This is a genomic window from Acinetobacter sp. AOR12_HL, from assembly GCF_027855275.1.
GTDB lineage: Bacteria > Pseudomonadota > Gammaproteobacteria > Pseudomonadales > Moraxellaceae > Acinetobacter > Acinetobacter baumannii.
Genome location: NZ_JAKTIJ010000029.1, coordinates 87,956 through 109,997, shown reverse-complemented (window position 1 = coordinate 109,997; position 22,042 = coordinate 87,956). Strand labels below are relative to the sequence as shown.

Annotated in this window: 22 protein-coding genes; 6 read left to right on the top strand and 16 right to left on the bottom strand. The window is 38.4% G+C overall.

Annotation, left to right across the window (positions count from 1 at the left end):
- Nucleotides 1-63: 63 nt before the first annotated feature.
- Complete coding sequence (locus MKL36_RS15565; RefSeq protein WP_021510852.1) at nt 64-696, top strand: LysE family translocator; 633 nt, start codon at nt 64-66, stop codon at nt 694-696.
- Nucleotides 697-753: 57 nt separating this feature from the next.
- On the opposite strand, the gene dapC is transcribed toward MKL36_RS15565, so the two are convergent.
- The 6 genes from dapC to MKL36_RS15535 form a co-directional block, all read right to left on the bottom strand.
- Nucleotides 754-1,923, bottom strand: coding sequence for a succinyldiaminopimelate transaminase (dapC, locus tag MKL36_RS15560; RefSeq protein ID WP_001983957.1), 1,170 nt, complete (start codon nt 1,921-1,923; stop codon nt 754-756).
- Between the two features lie 25 nt (nt 1,924-1,948).
- Nucleotides 1,949-4,612, bottom strand: coding sequence for a [protein-PII] uridylyltransferase (gene glnD, locus MKL36_RS15555; protein ID WP_000611178.1), 2,664 nt, complete (start codon nt 4,610-4,612; stop codon nt 1,949-1,951).
- A 27-nt stretch (nt 4,613-4,639) separates the two neighbouring features.
- Complete coding sequence (gene purT / locus MKL36_RS15550; RefSeq protein ID WP_085940543.1) at nt 4,640-5,857, bottom strand: formate-dependent phosphoribosylglycinamide formyltransferase; 1,218 nt, start codon at nt 5,855-5,857, stop codon at nt 4,640-4,642.
- A 102-nt stretch (nt 5,858-5,959) separates the two neighbouring features.
- A complete protein-coding gene (locus MKL36_RS15545; RefSeq protein WP_000084508.1) occupies nt 5,960-6,349 on the bottom strand; it encodes a tautomerase family protein in 390 nt (129 codons plus the stop codon).
- A gap of 128 nt (nt 6,350-6,477) precedes the next feature.
- Nucleotides 6,478-6,819 (bottom strand): L-valine transporter subunit YgaH, encoded by a 342-nt coding sequence (ygaH, locus tag MKL36_RS15540; protein ID WP_001047284.1) that lies wholly within the window; start codon nt 6,817-6,819, stop codon nt 6,478-6,480.
- 1 nt (nt 6,820) lies between these two features.
- Nucleotides 6,821-7,543 carry an AzlC family ABC transporter permease gene (locus tag MKL36_RS15535; protein ID WP_085943461.1) on the bottom strand — a complete coding sequence of 241 codons (723 nt, stop codon included), beginning with the start codon at nt 7,541-7,543 and terminating at the stop codon, nt 6,821-6,823.
- A 119-nt stretch (nt 7,544-7,662) separates the two neighbouring features.
- Here MKL36_RS15535 and MKL36_RS15530 point away from each other — a divergent pair, with 119 nt between their 5' ends.
- Nucleotides 7,663-8,133 carry a hypothetical protein gene (locus MKL36_RS15530; protein ID WP_000477056.1) on the top strand — a complete coding sequence of 157 codons (471 nt, stop codon included), beginning with the start codon at nt 7,663-7,665 and terminating at the stop codon, nt 8,131-8,133.
- A gap of 72 nt (nt 8,134-8,205) precedes the next feature.
- Here MKL36_RS15530 and MKL36_RS15525 read toward each other — a convergent pair whose 3' ends face one another.
- Entirely contained in the window at nt 8,206-8,541 is a 336-nt protein-coding gene (locus MKL36_RS15525; RefSeq protein ID WP_000736695.1) for a hypothetical protein, read from the bottom strand.
- Between the two features lie 172 nt (nt 8,542-8,713).
- Nucleotides 8,714-9,421, bottom strand: a complete 708-nt coding sequence (locus MKL36_RS15520) for a Crp/Fnr family transcriptional regulator (RefSeq protein WP_005124182.1) — start codon at nt 9,419-9,421, stop codon at nt 8,714-8,716.
- Nucleotides 9,422-9,513: 92 nt separating this feature from the next.
- On the opposite strand from MKL36_RS15520, the gene MKL36_RS15515 reads away from it, so the two are divergent.
- The gene (locus tag MKL36_RS15515; RefSeq protein WP_021510851.1) at nt 9,514-10,035 is read left to right on the top strand and encodes an Mpo1 family 2-hydroxy fatty acid dioxygenase; all 522 of its coding nucleotides are present in this window, start codon (nt 9,514-9,516) and stop codon (nt 10,033-10,035) included.
- 46 nt (nt 10,036-10,081) lie between these two features.
- Here the strand turns inward: MKL36_RS15515 and ychF are convergent, their stop codons facing one another.
- The 8 genes from ychF to MKL36_RS15475 all read right to left on the bottom strand — a co-directional run bounded on the left by ychF (nt 10,082) and on the right by MKL36_RS15475 (nt 18,564).
- The gene (ychF, locus tag MKL36_RS15510; protein WP_000506572.1) at nt 10,082-11,173 is read right to left on the bottom strand and encodes a redox-regulated ATPase YchF; all 1,092 of its coding nucleotides are present in this window, start codon (nt 11,171-11,173) and stop codon (nt 10,082-10,084) included.
- A gap of 93 nt (nt 11,174-11,266) precedes the next feature.
- Nucleotides 11,267-11,926: a methionine ABC transporter permease gene (locus tag MKL36_RS15505; RefSeq protein ID WP_001153960.1), complete on the bottom strand. Its 660-nt coding sequence runs from the start codon at nt 11,924-11,926 to the stop codon at nt 11,267-11,269.
- On the bottom strand, nt 11,907-12,983 hold the full coding sequence (locus tag MKL36_RS15500) for a methionine ABC transporter ATP-binding protein (RefSeq protein ID WP_086374134.1): 1,077 nt from the start codon (nt 12,981-12,983) through the stop codon (nt 11,907-11,909). Before MKL36_RS15500 ends, MKL36_RS15505 begins: the two co-directional genes overlap by 20 nt.
- A gap of 5 nt (nt 12,984-12,988) precedes the next feature.
- The gene (locus MKL36_RS15495; protein WP_021510849.1) at nt 12,989-13,822 is read right to left on the bottom strand and encodes a MetQ/NlpA family ABC transporter substrate-binding protein; all 834 of its coding nucleotides are present in this window, start codon (nt 13,820-13,822) and stop codon (nt 12,989-12,991) included.
- A gap of 13 nt (nt 13,823-13,835) precedes the next feature.
- Nucleotides 13,836-14,666 (bottom strand): MetQ/NlpA family ABC transporter substrate-binding protein, encoded by an 831-nt coding sequence (locus MKL36_RS15490; protein ID WP_000079415.1) that lies wholly within the window; start codon nt 14,664-14,666, stop codon nt 13,836-13,838.
- 14 nt (nt 14,667-14,680) lie between these two features.
- Nucleotides 14,681-16,093, bottom strand: coding sequence for an LLM class flavin-dependent oxidoreductase (locus MKL36_RS15485; RefSeq protein WP_000753083.1), 1,413 nt, complete (start codon nt 16,091-16,093; stop codon nt 14,681-14,683).
- Nucleotides 16,093-17,316 carry an SfnB family sulfur acquisition oxidoreductase gene (locus MKL36_RS15480; RefSeq protein ID WP_000205199.1) on the bottom strand — a complete coding sequence of 408 codons (1,224 nt, stop codon included), beginning with the start codon at nt 17,314-17,316 and terminating at the stop codon, nt 16,093-16,095. The genes MKL36_RS15485 and MKL36_RS15480 overlap by 1 nt, the downstream gene beginning before the upstream one ends.
- Before the next feature lie 12 nt (nt 17,317-17,328).
- Nucleotides 17,329-18,564, bottom strand: a complete 1,236-nt coding sequence (locus MKL36_RS15475; RefSeq protein ID WP_086374133.1) for an SfnB family sulfur acquisition oxidoreductase — start codon at nt 18,562-18,564, stop codon at nt 17,329-17,331.
- 345 nt (nt 18,565-18,909) lie between these two features.
- Between MKL36_RS15475 and MKL36_RS15470 the strand changes: the two genes are divergently transcribed.
- The 3 genes from MKL36_RS15470 (at nt 18,910) to MKL36_RS15460 (ending at nt 22,041) form a co-directional block, all read left to right on the top strand.
- The gene (locus MKL36_RS15470) at nt 18,910-19,674 is read left to right on the top strand and encodes a glutathione S-transferase family protein (protein ID WP_021510847.1); all 765 of its coding nucleotides are present in this window, start codon (nt 18,910-18,912) and stop codon (nt 19,672-19,674) included.
- A 536-nt stretch (nt 19,675-20,210) separates the two neighbouring features.
- Nucleotides 20,211-21,104, top strand: a complete 894-nt coding sequence (locus MKL36_RS15465; protein ID WP_000830363.1) for an amino acid ABC transporter substrate-binding protein — start codon at nt 20,211-20,213, stop codon at nt 21,102-21,104.
- 94 nt (nt 21,105-21,198) lie between these two features.
- Nucleotides 21,199-22,041 (top strand): amino acid ABC transporter permease, encoded by an 843-nt coding sequence (locus tag MKL36_RS15460; RefSeq protein ID WP_000110649.1) that lies wholly within the window; start codon nt 21,199-21,201, stop codon nt 22,039-22,041.
- The last annotated feature ends 1 nt before the right edge of the window (nt 22,042 follow it).

Genomic DNA, 22,042 nt, shown 5'->3' with positions numbered 1-22,042 from the left:
TTACAAGAAATTGTTTAGCTCTATTTCTAAGATTTTCCAGACTGTTTTACAGATGAAGCTGTTATGGAAGTTTTCTTAGTTATTGCATTTACTCATTTTTTAGCACTCTTATCACCGGGTCCAGATTTCTTTCTTATTCTCACTAGTCTTCTACAAAAAGGACGCCGTTATACATATGGTATTGTTCTAGGAATCACTTTGGGAAATGCTTTAATTCTGGCTGGATGCCTGTTTAGTTTTATGTTGCTTGGAAATCTAAGTAGTATCTTACTTTTAATATTTAAATGGCTTGGCGCTTTGTATTTGGCTTATTTGAGTTTTCTTTGTTTTAATGCAGCCCGATCTACAGCTCTAAATTTCTCAACCGATGTAAATAATTTAAGTGACCAAGCAGAAGATAAGCACAACAAAATTAAAAGCTTGGTATTAGGTTTGCAATCGAGTCTTTTAAATCCAAAAAATATTATGTTTTATAGTAGCTTAATGCTGCTTATACAACATAAATTTAGTTTATTTCAAAAACTGCTTATGAGTGTATGGATGGTCGGTGTGGTTTTAATCTGGAATATCATATTGGTTAAACTGCTGGCCCATGAACGAATCTTAGTCAAAATTAAGCGCTCTGCAACAGGTTTATATTATTGTTCTGCGGTAGCTTTTATTCTTTTTGCTGTGCTTTTGATTACATATAAATAGTGTTATAGCCCAGTTGTACAACCTGAGTAATAGGCTGTACAACTGCTAAGAAGAGGCTTACAAAATCGCTTTTAAACGCTTAACTACTTCTTCACATTGAGCTAAATCTGCCACTAACGCCATACGTACATGGTTAGCTCCAGGGTTACCTTGTTCGGTATCACGAGATAAATAACGGCCCGGTAAGACTTTAATATGTGCTTTTTCCATCAGCATTTTGGCAAAAGTTTCATCATTATCCACTTTTAACCAATAGTAAAAACCAGCATCTGGTTTTTGTAATGGAAGCAAATGACCTAGCTCAGATTGAAATAAGTCAAATTTTGCACGATATTGCTTACGGTTTTCTTCAACATGGCTTTCATCATTCCATGCTGCAATTGAGGCAAGCTGATGTTGTACTGGCATTGCTGCGCCGTGATAGGTACGGTATTGCAAATATGGCTTTAATAAAGCAGCATCGCCCGCTACAAAACCTGAACGCATACCTGGTAAATTTGAGCGTTTTGAAAGTGAATGAAAAACGATACAGTTTTTGTAGTCATCACGGCCAAGTTCCGCACATACTTCTAATAAACCCGTAGGAGCTTGGTCAAACCAAAGTTCTGAATAGCATTCATCAGACGCAATAACAAAATTATATTGATCAGATAAGGCAATCAGCTTTTTAAATTGTTCTTTAGAAAGCACAGTACCTGTTGGGTTACCCGGTGTACATACAAAAAGAAGGGCTGTCTTTTCCCAAACTTCTGCTGGTACCGCGTCAAAGTCACCTAAATAACCATTTTCTTCTGTGCAATTAATAAAGTATGGCTTTGCACCTGCAAGTAAAGCAGCACCTTCATAAATTTGATAAAACGGGTTTGGCATCACCACATAAGGTGCATCTTCACGATTAATTAATGCCTGTACAAAAGAGAAAATACCTTCACGTGTACCAGACACAGGTAAAATGTGGTTTTCAGCACTAATACTGTTGAGTTTAAAGCGCTTAGTTAACCAATCTGCAATGCTTTGGCGAAGCTCAGGTAAGCCTTTGCTGTTTGGATAAGTGGATAGATGGTTAAAGTTATCAATAATAGCCTGTTTAACAAACTCTGGTGCTGGGTGCTTCGGTTCGCCAATTGATAAAGGAATCAAGGGGAGGTTGGCTGGGGTAATATCCTTAAAAAGTTGGTTTAACTTTTCAAATGGATACGGGTGTAATAACGACAAGCTAGAGTTCATTAAACAGTTACCAAGTAGTTGAGTTTCAGTGCTGACAAATTTGATTAGATGCTTCATCTAATGCAGCTTTCAGTTTTTCCGAGAAGAGTTTGACCTCTTCGTTATTCAGCGGTTTACCATCTTTTTTGGTGACAAAGAAAATATCTTCGGCACGTTCACCTAAAGTTGCAATTCGGGCTGAATGGATGTCTAAACCTTGCATCATAAATAAACCACCCACGCGTGCAAGTAGGCCAGGGTGATCGAGTGTTGAAATTTCGACCATATTTTGCTGTAAGGCTTCATTTAATGTTACGTCGACTGTATTTTCAATATCGAAGTGACGTAATTGACGTGGAATACGACGTTGCATGAGTCCCGGGTATTGGTCTGGTTGGCTAAGCGCCTTCACTAATGCATTTTTAACGGTTTCTTCACGTTCTGGGTCGGTAAGCAATGTGCCGAAACGATCGAGTACAACATAAGTGTCTAAGCTAAATGCTGTACTGGCCGTGATAATTTTTGCATCCTGAACGTCTAGGTTCATTCGGTCTAAAACAGCAACAGTAGTAGCAAACAGGTTAGGTTGGTCACGTGTATAAATAAAGATTTGCACCGCATCTTGAGCTGCTTTACGGTGAGCACGCAAGAGGACTAATGGCTCTGGATTATCACCATGTTTTAAAATTGCTTGTGTATGCCATGCAATTTCATCTGCCGACTCTTTAATGAAGTATTCATCACCAAGTTCTTGCCATACTTTTTCGACATCAGCCAATGCAAAGTTATTTACCAGTAATTCACTTGCTGCAAATTTGGTGTCTTCAATTAACATTTGGTAGTCAACAGGACGACCTAAACCTGTACGGATTACATCACGGGCATGCGTATAAAGTTGACGCATAAGCGATGCGCGCCATGTGTTCCAAAGTTTTGGATTTGTGGCGTTAATATCTGCAACTGTTAAAGTATAGAGATAATCAAGATGCTCCATGTCGCCAAGTTTTTCTGCAAAATCTTTCACGACGTCAGGATCAGAAATATCTTTTTTCTGAGCTGTAAGTGACATGAGCAAATGGTTTTGAATAAGCCATGCAATTAATTTGCATTCACGCTCAGTAAAGCCATGTGCACGTCCAAACTCAATCGCGTCTTCTGCGCCAAGTTCACTATGGTCACCACCACGGCCTTTTGCAATGTCGTGGAATAAAGCAGCAATAAAGACAATATCTTGACGAGCAAGACGTTGGAAAACCGAACTTACCACAGGGAATTCTTTGGCAAATTCAGGTTCTCTAAAACGATTTAAATTACGCAGCAATAATAAGGTGTGAGCATCAACCGTATAGATATGAAATAGGTCATATTGCATAAGGCCCATAATTTGGCCAAAAGCAGGAATATAGTTTCCTAAAACACCATAACGTTTCATCGCAACCAAGGTATCGTATAAACGATATGGTGAGCGAATAATCGACATAAACAGTGCTTGATGCTCTGGGTTATCGCGATAACTTTGGTTGATTCGTTTCGCAGCAAGAATAAGTAAGCGTAGAGTCCGAGCGCGAATACCTTCAATATCTGGTCGATTCGCTAAAATATAGAATAACTCTAAGATCGCGCTCGGATGCTCTGCAAAAATTTTATGATGTTGTACTGCAAGTTTATTGTCGACAATCTTAAAGTGATCGTTAACAACTTCAATTTTGCGTTCATAGTTGGGGAGTCGAGGAGTAATGACTGACTCACTAAAATACGCCAGTAACATTTCATTGAGTGTTGAAACCTGCTGCGCCGTACGGTAGTAGCGTTTCATGAATTGCTCAACGCCGTAATTTACAGGTTGGCCTTCTTGACGAACATAACCAAATTTAGCAGCAATTTCTCTTTGATGGTCAAAGAGTAAACGGTTTTCATCACGTTTGGCTAAACGGTGTAAATGATGTCGAATTTCCCAAAGAAAGCTTTCAGCTTCTTCTAAAACAGCCAATTCAAACTCTGAAATGAAACCTAAATGCACTAAGTCATAGATACGGTTCACTCGGAAGTGGCGTTTGGCAATCCAACCAATTTGATTAATGTCACGAATACCGCCCGGTGCATTTTTAATGTCAGGTTCTAAATTACTTTCAGTATTGTTGTGTTGGTGGTAACGCTTGGCTTGTTCGGCCATTTTTGCGTCATAAAATGTTTTGTCTGTCCATGTCTGTGAAACAATACGGCGAGGCCATTTCGCAAGTTGTGTATTGCCCGTGATTAAACGCGCTTCAATTAAGGTGGTGGCAACAGTTAAATCGGTAGCGGCTTGTTCAACACAGCTTTGAATGGTGCGAACACTAATACCTGGTTTGAAATTTCCTACATCCCATAAAGAGGAAATAAATGTGGAGATGCGCTTTTCATTTTCTTCACTGATTTCATCTTCAGACAAAATCATGATATCTACATCAGAATAGGGCAGCATTTCACGGCGCCCGTAACCACCTACTGCAAAAAGACCTAGTTTTGACTGGTCAAGTTCTGCATGTTTCCATAAAAAGACGAGCGCTTCATCTACTAAGTCTGAACGGGCTTTAATGATTTCTCGAATAGATTGCCCATTTTCATATGAATCTTGCAATTGCTTTTCTACATCCGTTCGCCACTGATTAATGGCTTTAATATCATGATGACTTGAGACATAGTTCAGCAATGGCGATGTATTGATCATGAAAATGGGTCTACCAATAAGTAAAAATTAAGAGTTAGTTTGAACGCTTACTTGATCAGCGGTTTCTTTCGCTAAAGTACGGGCAAGATCAGTATTTTCAGCGCGAGCAGTTGCCACACCCATACGACGACGTTTGAAACCTTCCGGTTTACCAAACAAACGTAAGTCGGTATCTGGATGAGCTAAAGCCACATTCAGATTGCTATAACTTAAATTGTTAGCATCAACTCCAGCATAAATTACCGCACTTGCGGCAACACTGTGACGTGCTGTATTTACAGGTAAGCCTAAAATTGCACGTGCATGTAATTCAAATTCACTTTGAAATTGAGATGCTAAAGTGACGAGGCCTGTATCATGTGGACGAGGTGAAACCTCACTAAACCAAACCTTGTCGCCTTTAATAAACAGTTCTACACCAAAAATACCACAGCCACCAAGTGCTGTAGTCACTTTATTTGCAATGCGTTTGGCTTCCTCGAGTGCTGCAGGAGTCATTGGTTGAGGTTGCCAGCTTTCTACATAATCACCGGCATCTTGGCGGTGACCAATTGGGTCACAGTAATGAGTTTCAATTTCACCTGTTTCAGGGTTTTTAGCGCGAACGGTAAGGAGTGTAATTTCAAAGTCAAAATCAATTTGAGACTCGATAATAACAGTGCCTTGGTTAACACGGCCACCTTGCATTGCATATTCCCATGCAGCATCGACTTCATCGAAACTTTTTACACGAGACTGTCCTTTACCAGAAGAAGACATGACCGGTTTTACAAAGTTTGGATAACCAATGTCATCACAAGCAGCGCGGAAGCTTTCGAGCGTATCAGCAAAACGATAAGCAGAAGTAGGTAGGCCAAGTTCTTCAGCCGCAAGACGGCGAATACCTTCACGGTTCATGGTCAGGTTTACAGCTTTAGCAGATGGGATGACTGTTGCAGTTTTATTTGCTTCAATTTCCAGTAAAACTTCTGTCGCAATCGCTTCAATTTCTGGAACAATTAAATTTGGTTTAACTTTTTCAATGAGTTGTTTTAATTGGGCTGGATCTGCCATGTTTAACACATAAGAAAAATGTGCTACTTGCATAGCTGGAGCATGATCATAACGGTCGGCTGCATGTACTTCTACACCAAGGCGTTGTAAGGAAATTACAACTTCTTTGCCAAGCTCTCCTGAACCTAACAATAAAACTTTAAATGCAGAAGATTGAAGTGGGGTACCGAGTGTCACGCTCATGCGAATCATCCTGACAAAATTATTTTTTTAAGCATAGCAGAACTTAGGGTGGAGTTAAGCCTTATCATGCATAAAAAAAGTAATTTTGTCGGACAATTAAAAATGTAGTTTTTAGATATTAACCTGATAGTTTAAAAGCAATTCATCTGCATTTTTACCACGGATGCCCCAATTTTCCTTAGGTGTTTCAAAAATGGTAATTTCAATGTCATGAGGTGCAATTTTGCATTGCTCTTCAATATTGCGAAATAAGGTTTGAATAAGTTGCTTTTTAGTGGCTGGACTGCGGCCTGCAAACATTGAAAGTTCGATGATAATGTAATGCTGGCTTCTGTCAGATGGATAAATAAAATTCTCAGGTTTAAGACTAATGAAGCGTTGAAATCTTTTCTCGACGGGATACTTCAATTCTTCAATAAGTGCTTGATGGATCGCATGAGAGAGCAGTTCGCGATACTGAATAATGGTTCGTTCATTTGCATAAATTTTAACTTGTGACATTTTTATCTCTAATCGCTAGATGGATTTATCTTCTAATAAATTTCAAAAATAAGTTTTTATGCTAGAAGTTATTATTCTTAATCACTTCTAGCATTTATATATTATATAAGGTTGATCAGTTTATCTATTTATAAAGGTAAATAAGTATAGATAAGGCCATAAACGATTGCGGCTGTTAAGGTGGCAGGAACAATTTTCTTAAATTTAAAATAAAGACCAGCTAGAACCATAAAACCGATAAGCATTGCTAAACTCTTATTTGGGGTTTCAAGTAAAGGTGGAAGAGTTGCAACCACAAGCATGGCGCTAATTGCAGATATACCAATACTTCCTAAAGCGATTTTTAACCAGATTGAGCCGCGTCTTTGTTGGTTGCCCTGTAGTTTTTGTATTACGAAAAATGGTCCGAAGCGTGAAGCAAAATTAGCAATACCCACAATGATGCCGACCAAAATAATTTCTAGGTTCATATTAAGCTTCAACCTCATCAAATTGTTTCAGCACATAATATTTAAATAGACCTGCTAAAATGCCTGAAAGAATGCCAATAAAGATAGCCGCTGATAAGTTAATCCAATAACATGCCAAAGCTGAAACCACTAACGATACAGCAACTACAAGGCTATGCTTTCGTTCAAATGCCGCTAATAAAAAACTTAAAAATAAAGCAGGTAATAAGAAATCTAAAGCTGCTTGTAAAAACTTTGGAAGGTGTGCGACTTGATCTGCAAATAACCCGCCTAATAATGAACCACTTGCCCAAGACATCCAGCTAAATAGACTTAAGCCCAACATCCAAGACTCGGACCATTGTTGTCTGCGCTGTGAAAGTTGGATCATACCACTGGCAAAAACTTCGTCCGTTAAACCCCAAGCCCAAACGGCTGTCTTCTTTAAATTTAATTTAGTGGGAATTAAATTATAAAGAGCAGGCCCATAAAGTACATGTCGTATATCAAGTGCAATGACTGTTAAGGCGGTTAACCATATAGAAGAATCGCTTGCTAAAAGTGCGACCACTAAAAATTGGCTTGCACCTGCATACATGGAACAAGAAAGAAAAAATGCTTCCCATGGGCTAAAACCAAATTGAGATGCAGAAACGCCAAAGGCAAAAGAAACTGGTAAGTAGGTGAGAACGATGGCTTGACTATCTTTGGCACCTTGCCAAAAAGTTGCTGTTTGAGCAGCCATCTGTTGTTGATTTGACACAATACACCTTGGCAGTAAACCAATTATAAAAACTTGAAAGATTGAGTATTGTAGCCGAATTTAATAGCATAGTGCCGAAATGTTTAATTCGGCAGTTTGATATGTTCAAATCAAAGACTCGTTTAGTTTATATCGCCATCTTGAGTGCGAGCGTATTTATATTGCAAGGTTGTGATAATGGCAATCAGAGCTCAGATAAAAAAGTAGAAATTAAACCAGCGCCGAAACTAACGAATGATGCGACAGTTTATGCAAAAAAGGCATGGACATTAATCAATACTGTTGATCATTTAGTCTATGAAAAACAGCTCAGTCAAATTAATGATAATGTTCGTAAACCACTACGTCAGCTCAGTACAGACTGGCGTATTAATGTAAAAATGACAGATTCGGTCACTGAAGGAAAATATGCGCTTTGCCGTAAAGCTTTAACGAGTCTAGATGTATGGGCGCGCGAAACGCTTGAAAATAATAGTTCGGTTGCTCAAAAACAGGCAGATTATGAGCGCGATAAACAACAGTGTAAGGAAGCGATTGAAAATCCGAATTTAGGAAACACATCTCCTAAATAAAGCCTACACATATAAAAAAGCGAGACGATCAATCTCGCTTTTTTGCTTTAAACGATAATGGGTGAATGATAATTACGGTTTTGTTGCAGCTTTAGCTGTGTTGGCAGTTTTTACAGCATCTTGCTTCATTTGGTGAGTCATTTGATGTGATTCATGTTGTGCATGAGTCGCACTGGTCATTGCATCATGCTTTTGCATGGTTAAGTCTTTTTTAACTTCCTGTTTAGTTTTTGTTGCCTCTTTCTTTGCTTTTTGAGCTGTAGCTTTTCCATGTACCGCTACACATTTTCCACCTTTGTGATTTGGTCCAGTACCGCCTTGTAGTTGAGTTCCTTTTGGACATGCAAATGCCGAAACACTTAACATAGCCAATACGCCTGCTGTAAGAATTGTTGATAATTTTTTCATGTTAATCAGCGCCTTGTTGAGTATTATTGCTCAGCTTGAGTGTAAGATGAAAAATTCTGCTTTAAAACATTTATTTTGTGGAAATAGAGTTTGAACAATGTTTTGATTTGCAGTGTTATCTAATTTTTTAATTTAATTTTAAGTTTTTATTATATAGCGGCACTTGGTACAATTATGAATGAACTTGAGCAATTACTTTTAATTTCTCAATATCTAAAATCTCAATTTTTCTAAAAGCAATTTTAATAATATTTTGTTTTTCAAGTAGGCTCAATTCATGGTTGATCGTCTGCCTAGATGTAGTTAGCATGTTGGCTAATTGCTCTTGAGAAATCTGTATTTGATGATCTTGAATAAGAATATGGTTACCGTATCCTTCTAAAATGAACAGAAGACGTTGTGCAAGCCTTTGAGAAATACTGCGTGTTTGTATCGCAATTTGTTCTAAGAAAACGTACCTGAGTTTTTGGCTGGTTAAACGTGCAAAATAATACCAATAATATGGATGTTCTTTCAGTAGCTCATTTAATGGTTTTGCGGGAATATGCAGAACTATACTTTTTTTCAAAGCAATCGCGTCGTGTGACCGTGGCTCATGATCAATTAAAGATATTTCACCGAACCACATAATCGGCTCAGCAATTGCAGAAAGTGCTTCATTACCATTTACATCGACATAACCCAAGCTAATTGAGCCTTCAAGGACGGTATAAATACCATCAAACTCATCTTGAGCATGGAAAACGTAGCTATTTTTCTCAAAAGTAATTTGCTTGCCATGTTCTAAAATAAACTTTTGGAATGCTTCCGGAAGCACACTAAACCATGTGTTTTCTTTTAATCGGTTAATATAAATTAGGTCCAATATTCGGTCATCCATGAAAAAATTCATTACTTTGTCAAATAGCTGACAACTTTAAATTTTCCTTATTTGTACAGTATGACTATAGTTAGGTGAATAGGGAATAACTCATGTCAAATCTGGAGCAGAAACTGAGCCAATATGCGGCTTATCATTTAAATCATCAAAATATTTTGACGCATTTTATAGGCATTCCACTCATCGTGTTTTCAATTTTATGTTTAACAGCGAGGGCAGGAATCGATATTGGTAATTTTAAAGTTACTTTAGCTATGGTACTGATTGCATTCAGTACAATCTATTATTTATTTCTAGATAAAGTTTTTGGCTTAATCATGCTCATGATATTGGTGGCTGTGTATCCATTGGCGAGCCAAATTGCCGAACTTTCTTTAGGACAATGGTTGGCTGCAAGTATTGGTTTCTTTGTGGTGGGATGGGCTTTTCAGTTTGTGGGGCATTATTTTGAAAAGAAAAAACCTGCTTTTGTTGATGATGTAATAGGTCTTGCAATTGGACCACTATTTGTATTGGCTGAATTTATATTTATGTTAGGCTTTAGAAAGCCTTTGCATGAGCGAATTTTACACGAGGCGCGTAGTAAACGAGAGACAATGGATTTAAGCCATTAAATATAAAAAAGCCCCAATCTAGTGGGGCTTTTTTTTAAGCTTTAACTTAAACGTTAAAACGGAAATGCATTACATCGCCGTCTTGAACAACGTAAGTTTTACCTTCTAAACGCCATTTACCTGCTTCTTTAGCGCCGTTTTCACCGTTGTATTGTACGAAGTCATCATATGCAACAACTTCAGCACGGATAAAGCCTTTTTCGAAATCAGTATGAATAACACCAGCTGCTTGAGGAGCCGTTGCACCAACTTTTACTGTCCATGCACGAACTTCTTGTACACCAGCAGTGAAATAAGTTTGTAAACCTAAAAGTTTATAGCCTGCACGAATAACTACGTTTAAGCCCGGTTCTTCCATGCCCATTGCTTCTAGGAACTCAGCACGATCTTCATCTTCTAATAATGAAATTTCAGCTTCGATTTGGTTGCAAAGCGGCACAACAATCGCATTTTCTTCAGCAGCAAGTTTTTTAACAGCTTCTAAATGTGGATTGTTTTCAAAACCGTCTTCTGCAACGTTTGCAATGTACATGGTTGGTTTCAAAGTCATTAAACCAAAACCACGAATTAATTTGCGTTCGTCATCAGACAAATCAGCCGCGCGAGCTGGTTTACCTTCGTCAAGTAATGGTTGGATTTTCTCTAAAACTGCTTTAGTTGCTACAGCTTCTTTGTCACCGCCTTTAGCAACTTTAGTTAAACGTAAAATTGCTTTAGCAACAGTCTCAAGGTCTGCAAGTGCAAGTTCAGTATTAATTGTTGCAATGTCGTCTAATGGATCAATTTTACCATTAACGTGAATCACGTTTTCGTCTTCGAAACAACGTACCACATGAGCGATTGCATCAGTTTCACGAATGTTAGCAAGGAACTGGTTACCCAAACCTTCACCTTTTGATGCACCAGCAACAAGACCTGCAATGTCCACAAATTCCATAGTGGTCGGTAAAACACGCTGAGGGTTAACAATCGCAGCAAGTTTATCTAAACGTGGATCTGGAACAGGAACAATACCTGTGTTTGGCTCAATGGTACAGAACGGGAAGTTTTCCGCTGCAATCGCTGCTTTAGTTAATGCATTGAAAAGGGTAGATTTCCCTACATTTGGCAGACCAACAATACCGCAATTAAAACCCATGAAAACCACTCACAAATGTGTAAATTAAAAATTGTGGCTGATTTTACATGAAAGCCATGACAAAGTCATGGCTAGAGCAGGGTTCTGTTGTGTTTAAACTTTACGTTTATCGAGTTGCTGGGCTAATGCATCACCAGTCGCTTGTACTAACATGACTAAAACAATCAATACTAAAATAACGGCCAACATAATTTGCATATCAAAACGTTGATAACCATATCGATAAGCAATGTCTCCTAAGCCACCTGCACCAATAGCACCAGCAATCGCAGATGAATTAATCATTGTCACTATAGTCACTGTAAAGCCTGCCACAATACCTGGCAAAGCCTCTGGTAAAAGTACGTGCCAGATAATTTGTTTGCGGTTACAACCCATGGCTTGTGCAGCTTCAATTAAGCCTTGATCGACTTCACGTAAGCTGACTTCTGCAATACGGGCAAAAAACGGAATGGCCGCAATCGTTAAGGGAACAACAGCCGCCCATACGCCGTAACTCGTGCCGACAATCCAGCGAGTCAGTGGAATAAGTGCTACCATTAAAATAAGAAAAGGTACTGAGCGAGTGATATTGATGACCCACCCCAAAGCCTGATTAATCTTTTGTGATGGGTGAATGCCATGTTCAGAAGTGCTGACTAAAATAACAGCGATAGGTAAGCCAATTAAAAAGGCAATGAACGCAGATGCGCCTACCATGAGCAAGGTATCTACAGTTCCAGTAATTAATAAATCAATGAGCTGGTCTTGCATAGCCAAGTACCTCAAATTGTGCGATTGCTGTTAATGCATCTTGTTGTATAGATGAAAGATCAATTTCTACGTTAGGAATACCAACTAAAAGTGAGCCAATAATGTGCCCTTGAATGGTATCGACCTGACTTTGATATAAATTGACTGGTGCTTTGAATCTGGCAAGTAGTTCTTGAATATCTGAAACCTGATGTGCTTCAGCCTCATATTTCAGTTTTACAATAATATGAGTCGAATCTTCATCGGGTAGACGGCTGATTTTAAAAGGCAGAGTGATCTGCTCAAGGTTTAATAGTTCTTGAGTAATTTGTTGCTCTGGTCGTGAAAATACCGACCAAACTTGCCCAGCCTCTACAATCTCACCTTGGTCAATCACCACGACTTGATCACAAATTTCTCGAATCACTTGCATTTCATGAGTAATTAATACAATGGTGAGACCAAGTTCCTGATTAATCTTTTTAAGTAAAGCCAAAATAGTGGCAGTACTTTCAGGATCAAGTGCCGAGGTTGCCTCGTCACACAGTAAAATTTCTGGGTGGTGAACAAGTGCGCGTGCAATACCAACACGTTGCTTTTGTCCGCCAGAAAGTTGTGATGGATAATAGTTAGATTTATCTGCAAGACCTACGAGAGCTAGAACCTCATTTACGCGTTGGTCAATATCTGCTTTGTTGTAATTGGAAACTTTTAAGGGCAATGCCACGTTTTCCCAAACTGTTTTTGCCGACATTAAATTGAAATGTTGAAAAATCATTCCAATTCGTTGACGGGTTTGAATAAGCTCGGAATGGCTCAATTCAGCAATGTTTTGTTGATGAATATGAATGCTGCCAGTATTTACTTGTTCTAAACCGTTTAATGTACGAAGTAAGGAAGATTTTCCTGCACCACTTTTACCAATAATGCCTAAAATCTTACCTTGTGGGATATCAAGGTTAATCTCTTTTAATGCATGCAGTTTTTGACCTTGAGATTGGTAAAACTTATTTAAACCACGAATTTTGATATGGGGTAGAGAAAAATCAACTTGTGATCCAAAACTCACCATCGTCATTCTCCTTATTTCCAGCCTTGAAACCACATACCTTTACCAAAGTCTTTATCCAGAATATCTTGTGCTTGTTTTGAGTTCTGGAATGCTTTAACAAAGGTTGCAAGTTTTTGGTTTTTGTCTTCGTAATCGCGACGAGTCACAAACAAAATTGCATATTTTTTATCGATTGGATCTAAAAATAATGCGCTATGTGGGTCAGTTACCTTTGCCATTTTTAAGTAGTGGGGGAAGCCGAAAATTAAATCGACATCGTTATAGGCATGTGCTGTCTGTGGGCCTTCAACTTCAACAAAGCTCAGCTGTTTAGGATTAGCTATAATGTCTTGAGTGGTTGAAAGTTCATTATTTATATCTTTAAGCTGAATTAAACCTGCACGGTGCAATAAAATTAAAGCACGGGCTAAATTAACCGGATCATTTGGAATAGCAACACGTGCATTTAAAGGTAAATCTTCAAGTGATTTATATTTTTTTGAATATAAACCCACATGACTTCCTGAACCCACACCAAATGCATGTAAGTCATAACCCGTTTCTTTAACAGCATTACGTAGAAATACGCTTTGCTGGAAAAAGTTTGCATCAATATCGCCGTTTTGTACGGCAACATTGGGTGCTCGCCAATCAGAAAATTCAACGAGTTTGACATGAACGCCTTGCTTTTCTACTTCATTGGCAACGCTTTGTAATAGCTCAGCATAAGGCGGGCTAATGCCAATCGTTAAAACATCATCGGCTTGTTTATTTTTAATATAACGGTAACCGACAAGGCCCAGAACTACGATTAAAATCGTAATTCCGAGTAACCAAGGCTTATGCTGTTTGAACTGAATCGCCATAATCTTTCCGTTATTACTTCCAGCCAGGGAACCAAAGTTTTGGCCCAATTTCAGCGTCTAACACAGCTTTAACTTTTGGCGAGTTTTGATAGATCTCAACAAATTTCTTTAATTTGTCGCCCTTGTCCTGATAGTCATCACGCACTACAAACAAAATGGCATAACGTTTATTGGTATTGTCATCCAGTAAAAGCGCACTATTAGGGTCAGCTGTTTTTGCTAAGCGCAAGTAATGTGGATAGCCAAAAGCCAAGTCAACATCATCAATTGCACGAGCAGTCTGTGGTCCTTCAACCTCAATAAATTGCAAATTTTTAGGGTTTGAAACAACATCTTTGAGTGCAGATAAGTGATTATTTGAATCTTTAAGCGTAATTAACTTAGCTTGTTGTAAAAGAAGTAGGGCACGGCCTTGGTTCACCGGATCATTTGGAATGACTACGCGTGCGTTTTGTGGCAATTCATCAAGACTTTTATATTTCTTTGAATACAGTCCCACATGTGAGGCTGCACCTACTGCAAATGCCTTTAACTTAAAGCCAGTTTCTTTAATTGCATTATCTAAGAAGGGTTGATGCTGGAAAAAGTTCGCATCAATATCCCCATGATTTAAGGTAATGTTTGGGGTATTCCAGTCAGAAAATTCGACCAGTTTTACATTTAAACCTTGTTTCTTTGCTTCATCGGCAGCAGCTTGTAAAGGTTTTGCAAATGGTGGACTAATGCCAATCACAAGTTCATTTGAGCCACTTTGACGATGTTTATTCCATAAGAACAAAGCAACAAAAAGGACTACAACAACCAAGCCTATGCCTAGCCATTTTTTAGAGGCTGTTTGAGCCATGTCTATCTCCAAATTTAAGCGGTTATTTCTTCAATTTTTGTTAAGTTTTTGCTGTTGTTATAGGGACTACATCGGAACGCTTGAACAGGGTGCTGTTCTGGTAAGTGATCACCCCGATTAAAAATTTTGTTCCGTAGTGAACCCGTTTTATATGCAGTTTTATAGCGACCACGTTGTTGTAGCTCTGGAATGACCAAGCGAATAAAGTCATGGTGAGACTCAGGTGCAACAGTACGTGTCAAATTAAAGCCATCAATATCAGTCTCATCTAAAAGATGAATTAAGTATTCAGCAACCTCTTCGCCACTACCTACGATGAGAGGGTAACGACCACCTAAAACATGCTGAGCTTTTAAGTCATTTTTTGTGATTTGCTGTTCTTTAAACTTTTCGGTAATCGAAACAATGCTGTTACTTTTTTGGTAAGGAATCGCTTCATCGTCAGCAAACTTACTTAAGTCAATGCCTGTTGAACTCGCATAATGCGCTAAGCCTGCTTCAGGGCTCGCATACTGACGATATTCATTAAGTTTTTGTACAGCCAGATCATGTGTTTCGGCCACAACAACAGTTATGCCGACAAACACTTTAATATCGTTCGCTGAGCGTCCTTGCTGTTCGGCAAGAGTACGAATCTTTTTCACTTGTTCGCGTATCTTTTCGGGTTTGTCACCGCCAATAAATACACATTCAGCATGACGTGTTGCAAACTGCATACCTTTAGGTGAAGCACCTGCTTGAAATAGGGTTGGAGTGCGTTGTACAGAAGGAGATACCTGAAACACGCCTTCACTCTGGTAATACTTTCCATGGTGGTGAATGGTATGCACCTTAGATGGATCTGTAAAAACACGCCGTGCTTTATCTTTTTTAACTGCGTCGTTTTCCCAAGAACCTTCCCAATATTTGTAGCAAAGTTCTAAAAACTCTTCTGCTTGCTCATAGCGGGCATCGTGGTCTTTTAAACCCTTTTGACCAATTAAGCGTTCGGCACTATCTAGATAACCTGTAACAATATTCCAGCCAATACGACCTTGAGTTAAATGGTCGAGACTCGCAAAGCGGCGAGCAAATTGATATGGATGCTCATAGCTTAAGTTCACAGTGACCCCAAAACTTAAGTTTTGAGTGACTGCCGCCATTGCTGAAATGAGTGTAGACGGGTCATGGCTCGGAAGCTGAATGGACTCTTTTAAAGTCAGATCTATACCGTTTTGATAGACGTCGTACACACCTGTAATATCAGCGATAAACAAACCATCAAATAAACCATTTTCTAAAGTTTTGGCCTGTTCTGTCCAATAGCTCAATTCGTTAAAACGATGTGATTCATCACGTGGATGTGTCCATAAGCCATGATTAATATGACCAACGCAGTTCATATCAAAGGCGTTTAATAAAATCTCTTTCGCTTTGAAATCTGCCATTACAATGTCCCCCGACGAGGTGGTAGAACACCGTTAAGAACGTAGTTCCCAATAAAGTAATATTTCCATCGTGCGGCATCATGTAAGGTATGTACTCGCGCATTACGCCAGAAACGGTCTAGGCCATCTTGAGACTGACTACCGCGGCTACCAGCAAGTTCAATCAGCTTAGACGATGCTTTGAGTGCGATATCGCTACTATGAGCACGCACTTTTGCAACATCGATGGATGCTTTAGCAATGCTTTCAGGTGTGGTTTCAATTTTTGCGGCATCAATTGATTGAGCTGCCTGTTTTAATAGGACTTCACTAGCTCGTACATCTACCGCAATGCGTCCTAATTCATAAATCGTTAAAGGATCTTGGTTGGCTGTTTCTACATTTGAATCAATCCATGGGCGAGCTTGATGCACTCTTTGCAAGCTTTCTTCAAAGGCTGCACGTGCAATGCCTACCTCAATAGATGCATGCATGATTTGGGCAAAAGGACCAACTAAGGTTGGCTGTAAAAATGCAGTATCAAAAGGAATAACATCATCTGCATCGACAAAAACTTGATCAAATTTAACTGTACCGCTGCCTGTGGTTTTTTGCCCAAAGCCAGACCAGTCATCTACAAGTTTTAAACCTTGTGAACCACTTTTTACAAATGCCAGATACTCACGCCCTGCATCGTCTAAAACTAAGGTAGGAATACGGTGAGCAAATAGACTTCCTGTGCAGTAAAACTTTTCACCCTGAATAAGATAGCCATTTTCATGCGGACGAATGTTAGTTTGTTTATGGGTTGAAGTTTTAGTTTTAAACTCAGCCAGAGCATTACCAAAGCGGGTGCCATTTAACACTTCGCCGTATAAACGTTGTTTCTGAGTTTCTGTACCTGTATTGCGTAACACTTCTAATGCATAGAAGTGGTTTTGTGGAATTTGTCCGATTGAACCGTCTGCACCACTTAAAAGCGCAATTACTTTGGCAACTGTATGGCTTGAAACTTCGGCACCACCATATTGCTTTGGCACTGTAATTGCCCAAAGCCCAGACTGGCTCAATGCATCAATTTCGGTATACGGTAAAATTCGCTTAGCGTCTCGCTCAACTGCGGTTTTTTTAAATTGTTCGGCAAATTGTTTGGCAATTTCTAAAGCTTCCGCATCATTTTGAATAATATGTGCTTGACCAGATGCCGATGTTTGTTTGGTTTGAACCGATTGATATGAAGTCATGACAATTGCTCCTTAAATCCAGGCATGGCGGGCAGGGAAATGACCATTAAGGTAATAATTGCCAATGGCATGTAATTTCCAGCGAACAGGGTCGTGTAAGGTATGTACACGGGCATTTCGCCAATGTTGATCTAAATTATGTTGGCTTAAGCTTGAGCGGCTACCGCCTAGCTCTAGTAGTTTTTCAGAGATTTGTAGGGCAGCATCATTGGCATAGACTTTTGCTTCTGCGACCAAAATTGAAGCTTTTGCTACTTGTTCGTCAGTCACCGTTTGAAGTTGATCAAGTTCATCTAAATATTCAGCAGCTTCATCAAGCAGTAAAATTGCTGCGTCGAGTAAAATATTTAACTTACCCACCTCTTGTAGGGTGTAATGTTCAAAGCTGGCTTTTTCAACATTTGCATCAATAATTGGGCGCGCTTTGTGTATGGTCGATAAAGTATCTTCAAAAGCAGCTTCCGCAATACCGACATCAATTGCCACTTGTAATAACTGCGAATACGCACCGCGATAGGTTGGAACTTGTGTTAATAATCGCTCATCAAAAATAAGTTCAGGATTAACTTCAACTTGATTTAATTTAACTGTACCACTCGCTGTAGTACGTTGACCAAACCCATTCCAGTCATTAATAACTTCAATGCCTTGAGCATCTCGGTTAACAATCACTAAAACGACATGGCCTTCAGGATGAACCGCTTTAATTGCGAGCCAATGCGCAAAACTTGTTCCCGTCGAATAAAACTTTTCGCCGTTTAAAATATATTTGCCGTTTTCAATAGTAAGAGTAGTTTTTAAGGTTTTTGAGTCATGGGTATTTCGTTCGGGACCACCGTTGGCAAGACGTTTACCGGCTAATATTTCTGAAAAGATAAATTGTTTTTGTTGTTCTGTACCCATGATTTCAATCAGGTTTAACAGGCTAATCTGATTTTGTGGAATCTGACCAACATTTGCATCACCTTTACTTAAAATACGGAAAACTTGTGCCAAAGTTTTATTGGAAACAAAAGCGCCGCCATATTTTTTTGCAATGCGAATTCCGCCTAAACCCTTTTGGCTAAAGCTTTCGATTTGCTCATGCGGTAATAAGCGTTGTTGATCACGTGTATTACGACCCTCTAAAGCAAAATCAGCCACTTGATAAGCAGCATTAATTGCTTGTTGATCATTTTGAATGACTTGGACGTATGCCGTCGTTTTAAATAGAGAATTAGACATAATGACACCTTGTATTGCTGTCATTACCTTACAAAAGAAATATTTTTCCACTAAACGAGGACTTATGCTCAGCTTATGAATAAAAATGCAAAGCACTTTTTTTGATTTTTAATAGATAAATATAGATATAGAAATATATTAAAAATCAATAAATTATAATTTTTATTTGTAAAATGAATAACTAAAAAGTTTTTAATATGAAAAAGAGCTATAAGTACGGTAAAAAAAGATATAAAAAATATAGACCTAACTGTCAGTGAAAAATGAGCACAATATCCATTGTTTTCATTAAAAATAGCTTCTAAAGTATCTACTTACCGAAGACGATTTTTGTACGAATAGTCAAATAAAAATAAACGTGGAGATTTTATGCGGGTTTTGTATCAGTTTCCTTTGTCTCATTATTGTGAAAAAGCTCGCTGGTTGTTAGACCATAAAGAACTTGATTACGTTGCACATAATTTGATTCCTGGATTTCACCGTGCTTTTGCACAACTTAAAACAGGTCAAAATTTGTTGCCGATTTTAAAAGATGACCATCGCTGGATTGCTGAGTCGACTAAAATTGCGCTTTATCTGGATGATACTTATCCGGAACATGCACTTTTACGCCGTGATGAACAACTTAGACAGCAAACTCTTAAAATTGATAGTTTGGCAGATGAACTTGGGGTGCATGTACGTCGTTGGGCACTTGCTCATACTTTAGCTCAAGGTGATCATGCTCTAGAGATTATGATGGGCGAACAAGGCTACTTACGACAGTTTGAGAAAATATCAAAACCGTTTCTCAAGACTCTAGTCAAGAAGAACTATAAGCTTGAAGAAGAGCTCGTAAGTCAGTCAAAAGGACGCATGGATGAACTCATTAATGAGTTAAACCACTATTTAATTGAAAACCAAGCACGTTATATGGTTGGTGACCGCTTAAGCCTCGCTGATATTTCAGTATGTTCTATGCTTGCACCTTTATTAGAAATAAAAGGTACACCATGGGAAAGGGAAGAAGATGGGGAAGTATCGCCCGATTGGAGTAATTGTCAGAAATATTTACTTGATTTGCCGCTTGGACAGTACGTTTTAAGAATATATCAAACTGAACGTAATGCACGCGTTGATTGGCGAGGAATTTAAATTTTAGTTTTTAAAAAGCTCCGATAAAATCGGGGCTTTTTTATTTTTTAACTTTAAAGATACTTAAAAAATATTACTATCAATTTTATAAATGATTTTTAATAAAACATTTATGTACATTATTTTGATGCTTAATTTAATATTTATTACTGTTTATTCAACTTAAGTATAAGCTACTAATAAATTTGATCTTTTATTTTGGGGATAAAAGTTACTTTTGCTAAAAACAGTTTTTAGAAAAATTTAAGCCACTTTATTGTGCATGTGTTTACATTGTAATCAATAATTGCCACATTTAAGTGTAAATAGATGAGCTTAATAATAGACAGAAGATTAAAACATAGATTAAAGTAGAAACATGTGAGCAGTTTTAAAGGTATTAATTCTGCGAAACAGATAAATAATAAGTGAAGCAAATGGACGTGTCCTACTTGGAAAAGTTGGCTCGATAATTGCAATTTAATAATAAATCACTCTATTTCTCTATATGAATGATTCTGTAGACAAATAGAGGGAATGATCATCAAGGAGTTCTTATGAAACGTTCTGCAACCTCTCTCATTGTTTCAACAGTTATGCTTTGTACGGTTGGTGCTACTTCTCAAATTCAGGCAGCAGATACATTAGCTAAAATTAAAAGTACTGGGAAAATCGTTATTGGCCACCGAGAATCGTCTGACCCGATTTCATATGTTGTTGCAGGTAAACCAGTAGGTTATGCAGTCGACATTTGTAACCAGTTTGCAAATGATATTAAAAAAGAATTGAAAATGCCTGGTTTAAAAGTTGAATACAAGGCAGTAACCTCATCAACACGTATTCCTGAGCTTTTAGCGGGCAATATTGATATGGAATGTGGTACCACCACAAATTCTAAACAGCGTCAGCAACAAGTAGGTTTCTCAACTAACTACTATGCAACAGAAGTACGCATGGCTGTTAAAGCAAACTCTGGTATTAAAAGTTTGGCAGACTTAAATGGTAAAGCAGTTGTTACTACTCAAGGTACTACATCTGACAAGTACATTAAGATGAATGAAAAAGGCCAAGCAATTAATGTACAAAATATTTATGGTAAAGACCATGCTGACTCTTTTGCCATGATGGCATCTGGACGCGCTGCTGCATTTGTAATGGATGATAATATTTTAGCAGGCTTAATTGCTAAGTCTTCTACACCTAAAGCATTTGCAATTGTTGGTCCAGTACTTTCATCAGAACCTTATGGCATTATGATTGCAAAAGATGATCCAAAATTTAAAGCAATTGCTGACCGTACTGTAAATAACTTATGGAAAACTGGTCAAATGGACGCTTTATATAAAAAATGGTTCTTATCGCCAATTCCACCGAAAAATACTAATTTGAACATGCAACAAAGTTCATCTTATAAAAAACTCAAAGCTCACCCAACAGATGCAGGAATCTAACTGGATCTTTTTGTCCTAAATTTACTTGTGCAGGTGTAAAAATTCATTTGCACAAGTGGTCTATTTTCTAAAGATATTAATTTAAGGGGCAAACATGTCAGTCGGCTCACTAAACTGGACTATATTCTGTGCGGAGTCTAATGAATATGGTGTCGATAAAGCCGCATGGGCAGAATCAGTTTGTAAGGTTATTGGTAGTTCTAGCTACAATGCCTATGCTGAGGCGCCCACATGGTTACAAATGTTAGGTTCTGGTGTCTTTACTATGGTTTGGACTGCCATTGTAGCCTTTCTTATCGCATTTTTATTAGGTTCTCTCCTCGGGGTAATTCGTACTTTACCCAATAAACCACTTGCTTTTATCGGCAACTGCTATGTCGAAATATTCCGTAATATTCCATTAATTGTACAGTTATTCTTCTGGGCTTTTGTTTTTCCGGAGTTCTTACCGGACAGTTTAAGTGCAGGAAGTGGAGATGTTGTAGCAGGGGGATGGTGGAAAAACATTTTAAATCAACAACCCGCTGTTATCGGTGTTTTTGCTTTGGGTCTTTATACTGCGGCGCGTGTTTCGGAGCATGTCAGAGCCGGAATTAACACGGTTTCTCGTGGTCAAAAGTTTGCGGCATCGGCTATGGGATTTACCACCGCTCAAAGTTATCGTTATGTGATTTTGCCAGTTGCATACCGTACGGTATGGCCAACGATTACGTCAGAAGCAATGAACGTCTTTAAAAACTCGGCAGTTTTATATGCCTTAAGTGTTTTAAATTTCTTTGCTTATACCAAAACCATGCGTGAAGAGACTTCACAGGACATTATCATTCTTATTCTGTCTACACCTGTCTATTTAATCATTACATACACCATTAAATTTATAATGGCATGGATTGAAAAACGCATGGCTGTACCAGGTTTAGGCTCGGGAGGAAAATAAT

Bases quoted from the DNA above. Each gene is read 5' to 3' on its own strand.
- MKL36_RS15530 (WP_000477056.1), top strand. From the start codon at position 7,663: ATGTTCAAATCAAAGACTCGTTTAGTTTATATCGCCATCTTGAGTGCG.
- MKL36_RS15515 (WP_021510851.1), top strand. From the start codon at position 9,514: ATGTCAAATCTGGAGCAGAAACTGAGCCAATATGCGGCTTATCATTTA.
- MKL36_RS15470 (WP_021510847.1), top strand. From the start codon at position 18,910: ATGCGGGTTTTGTATCAGTTTCCTTTGTCTCATTATTGTGAAAAAGCT.
- MKL36_RS15505 (WP_001153960.1), bottom strand. From the start codon at position 11,926: ATGCAAGACCAGCTCATTGATTTATTAATTACTGGAACTGTAGATACC.
- MKL36_RS15520 (WP_005124182.1), bottom strand. From the start codon at position 9,421: ATGGATGACCGAATATTGGACCTAATTTATATTAACCGATTAAAAGAA.
- dapC (WP_001983957.1), bottom strand. From the start codon at position 1,923: ATGAACTCTAGCTTGTCGTTATTACACCCGTATCCATTTGAAAAGTTA.
- MKL36_RS15465 (WP_000830363.1), top strand. From the start codon at position 20,211: ATGAAACGTTCTGCAACCTCTCTCATTGTTTCAACAGTTATGCTTTGT.
- glnD (WP_000611178.1), bottom strand. From the start codon at position 4,612: ATGATCAATACATCGCCATTGCTGAACTATGTCTCAAGTCATCATGAT.
- ygaH (WP_001047284.1), bottom strand. From the start codon at position 6,819: ATGAACCTAGAAATTATTTTGGTCGGCATCATTGTGGGTATTGCTAAT.
- MKL36_RS15490 (WP_000079415.1), bottom strand. From the start codon at position 14,666: ATGGCTCAAACAGCCTCTAAAAAATGGCTAGGCATAGGCTTGGTTGTT.
- ychF (WP_000506572.1), bottom strand. From the start codon at position 11,173: ATGGGTTTTAATTGCGGTATTGTTGGTCTGCCAAATGTAGGGAAATCT.
- MKL36_RS15460 (WP_000110649.1), top strand. From the start codon at position 21,199: ATGTCAGTCGGCTCACTAAACTGGACTATATTCTGTGCGGAGTCTAAT.
- MKL36_RS15500 (WP_086374134.1), bottom strand. From the start codon at position 12,983: ATGACGATGGTGAGTTTTGGATCACAAGTTGATTTTTCTCTACCCCAT.
- purT (WP_085940543.1), bottom strand. From the start codon at position 5,857: ATGATTCGCATGAGCGTGACACTCGGTACCCCACTTCAATCTTCTGCA.
- MKL36_RS15525 (WP_000736695.1), bottom strand. From the start codon at position 8,541: ATGAAAAAATTATCAACAATTCTTACAGCAGGCGTATTGGCTATGTTA.
- MKL36_RS15475 (WP_086374133.1), bottom strand. From the start codon at position 18,564: ATGACAGCAATACAAGGTGTCATTATGTCTAATTCTCTATTTAAAACG.
- MKL36_RS15485 (WP_000753083.1), bottom strand. From the start codon at position 16,093: ATGGCAGATTTCAAAGCGAAAGAGATTTTATTAAACGCCTTTGATATG.
- MKL36_RS15535 (WP_085943461.1), bottom strand. From the start codon at position 7,543: ATGGCTGCTCAAACAGCAACTTTTTGGCAAGGTGCCAAAGATAGTCAA.
- MKL36_RS15480 (WP_000205199.1), bottom strand. From the start codon at position 17,316: ATGACTTCATATCAATCGGTTCAAACCAAACAAACATCGGCATCTGGT.
- MKL36_RS15495 (WP_021510849.1), bottom strand. From the start codon at position 13,822: ATGGCGATTCAGTTCAAACAGCATAAGCCTTGGTTACTCGGAATTACG.
- MKL36_RS15565 (WP_021510852.1), top strand. From the start codon at position 64: ATGGAAGTTTTCTTAGTTATTGCATTTACTCATTTTTTAGCACTCTTA.
- MKL36_RS15545 (WP_000084508.1), bottom strand. From the start codon at position 6,349: ATGTCACAAGTTAAAATTTATGCAAATGAACGAACCATTATTCAGTAT.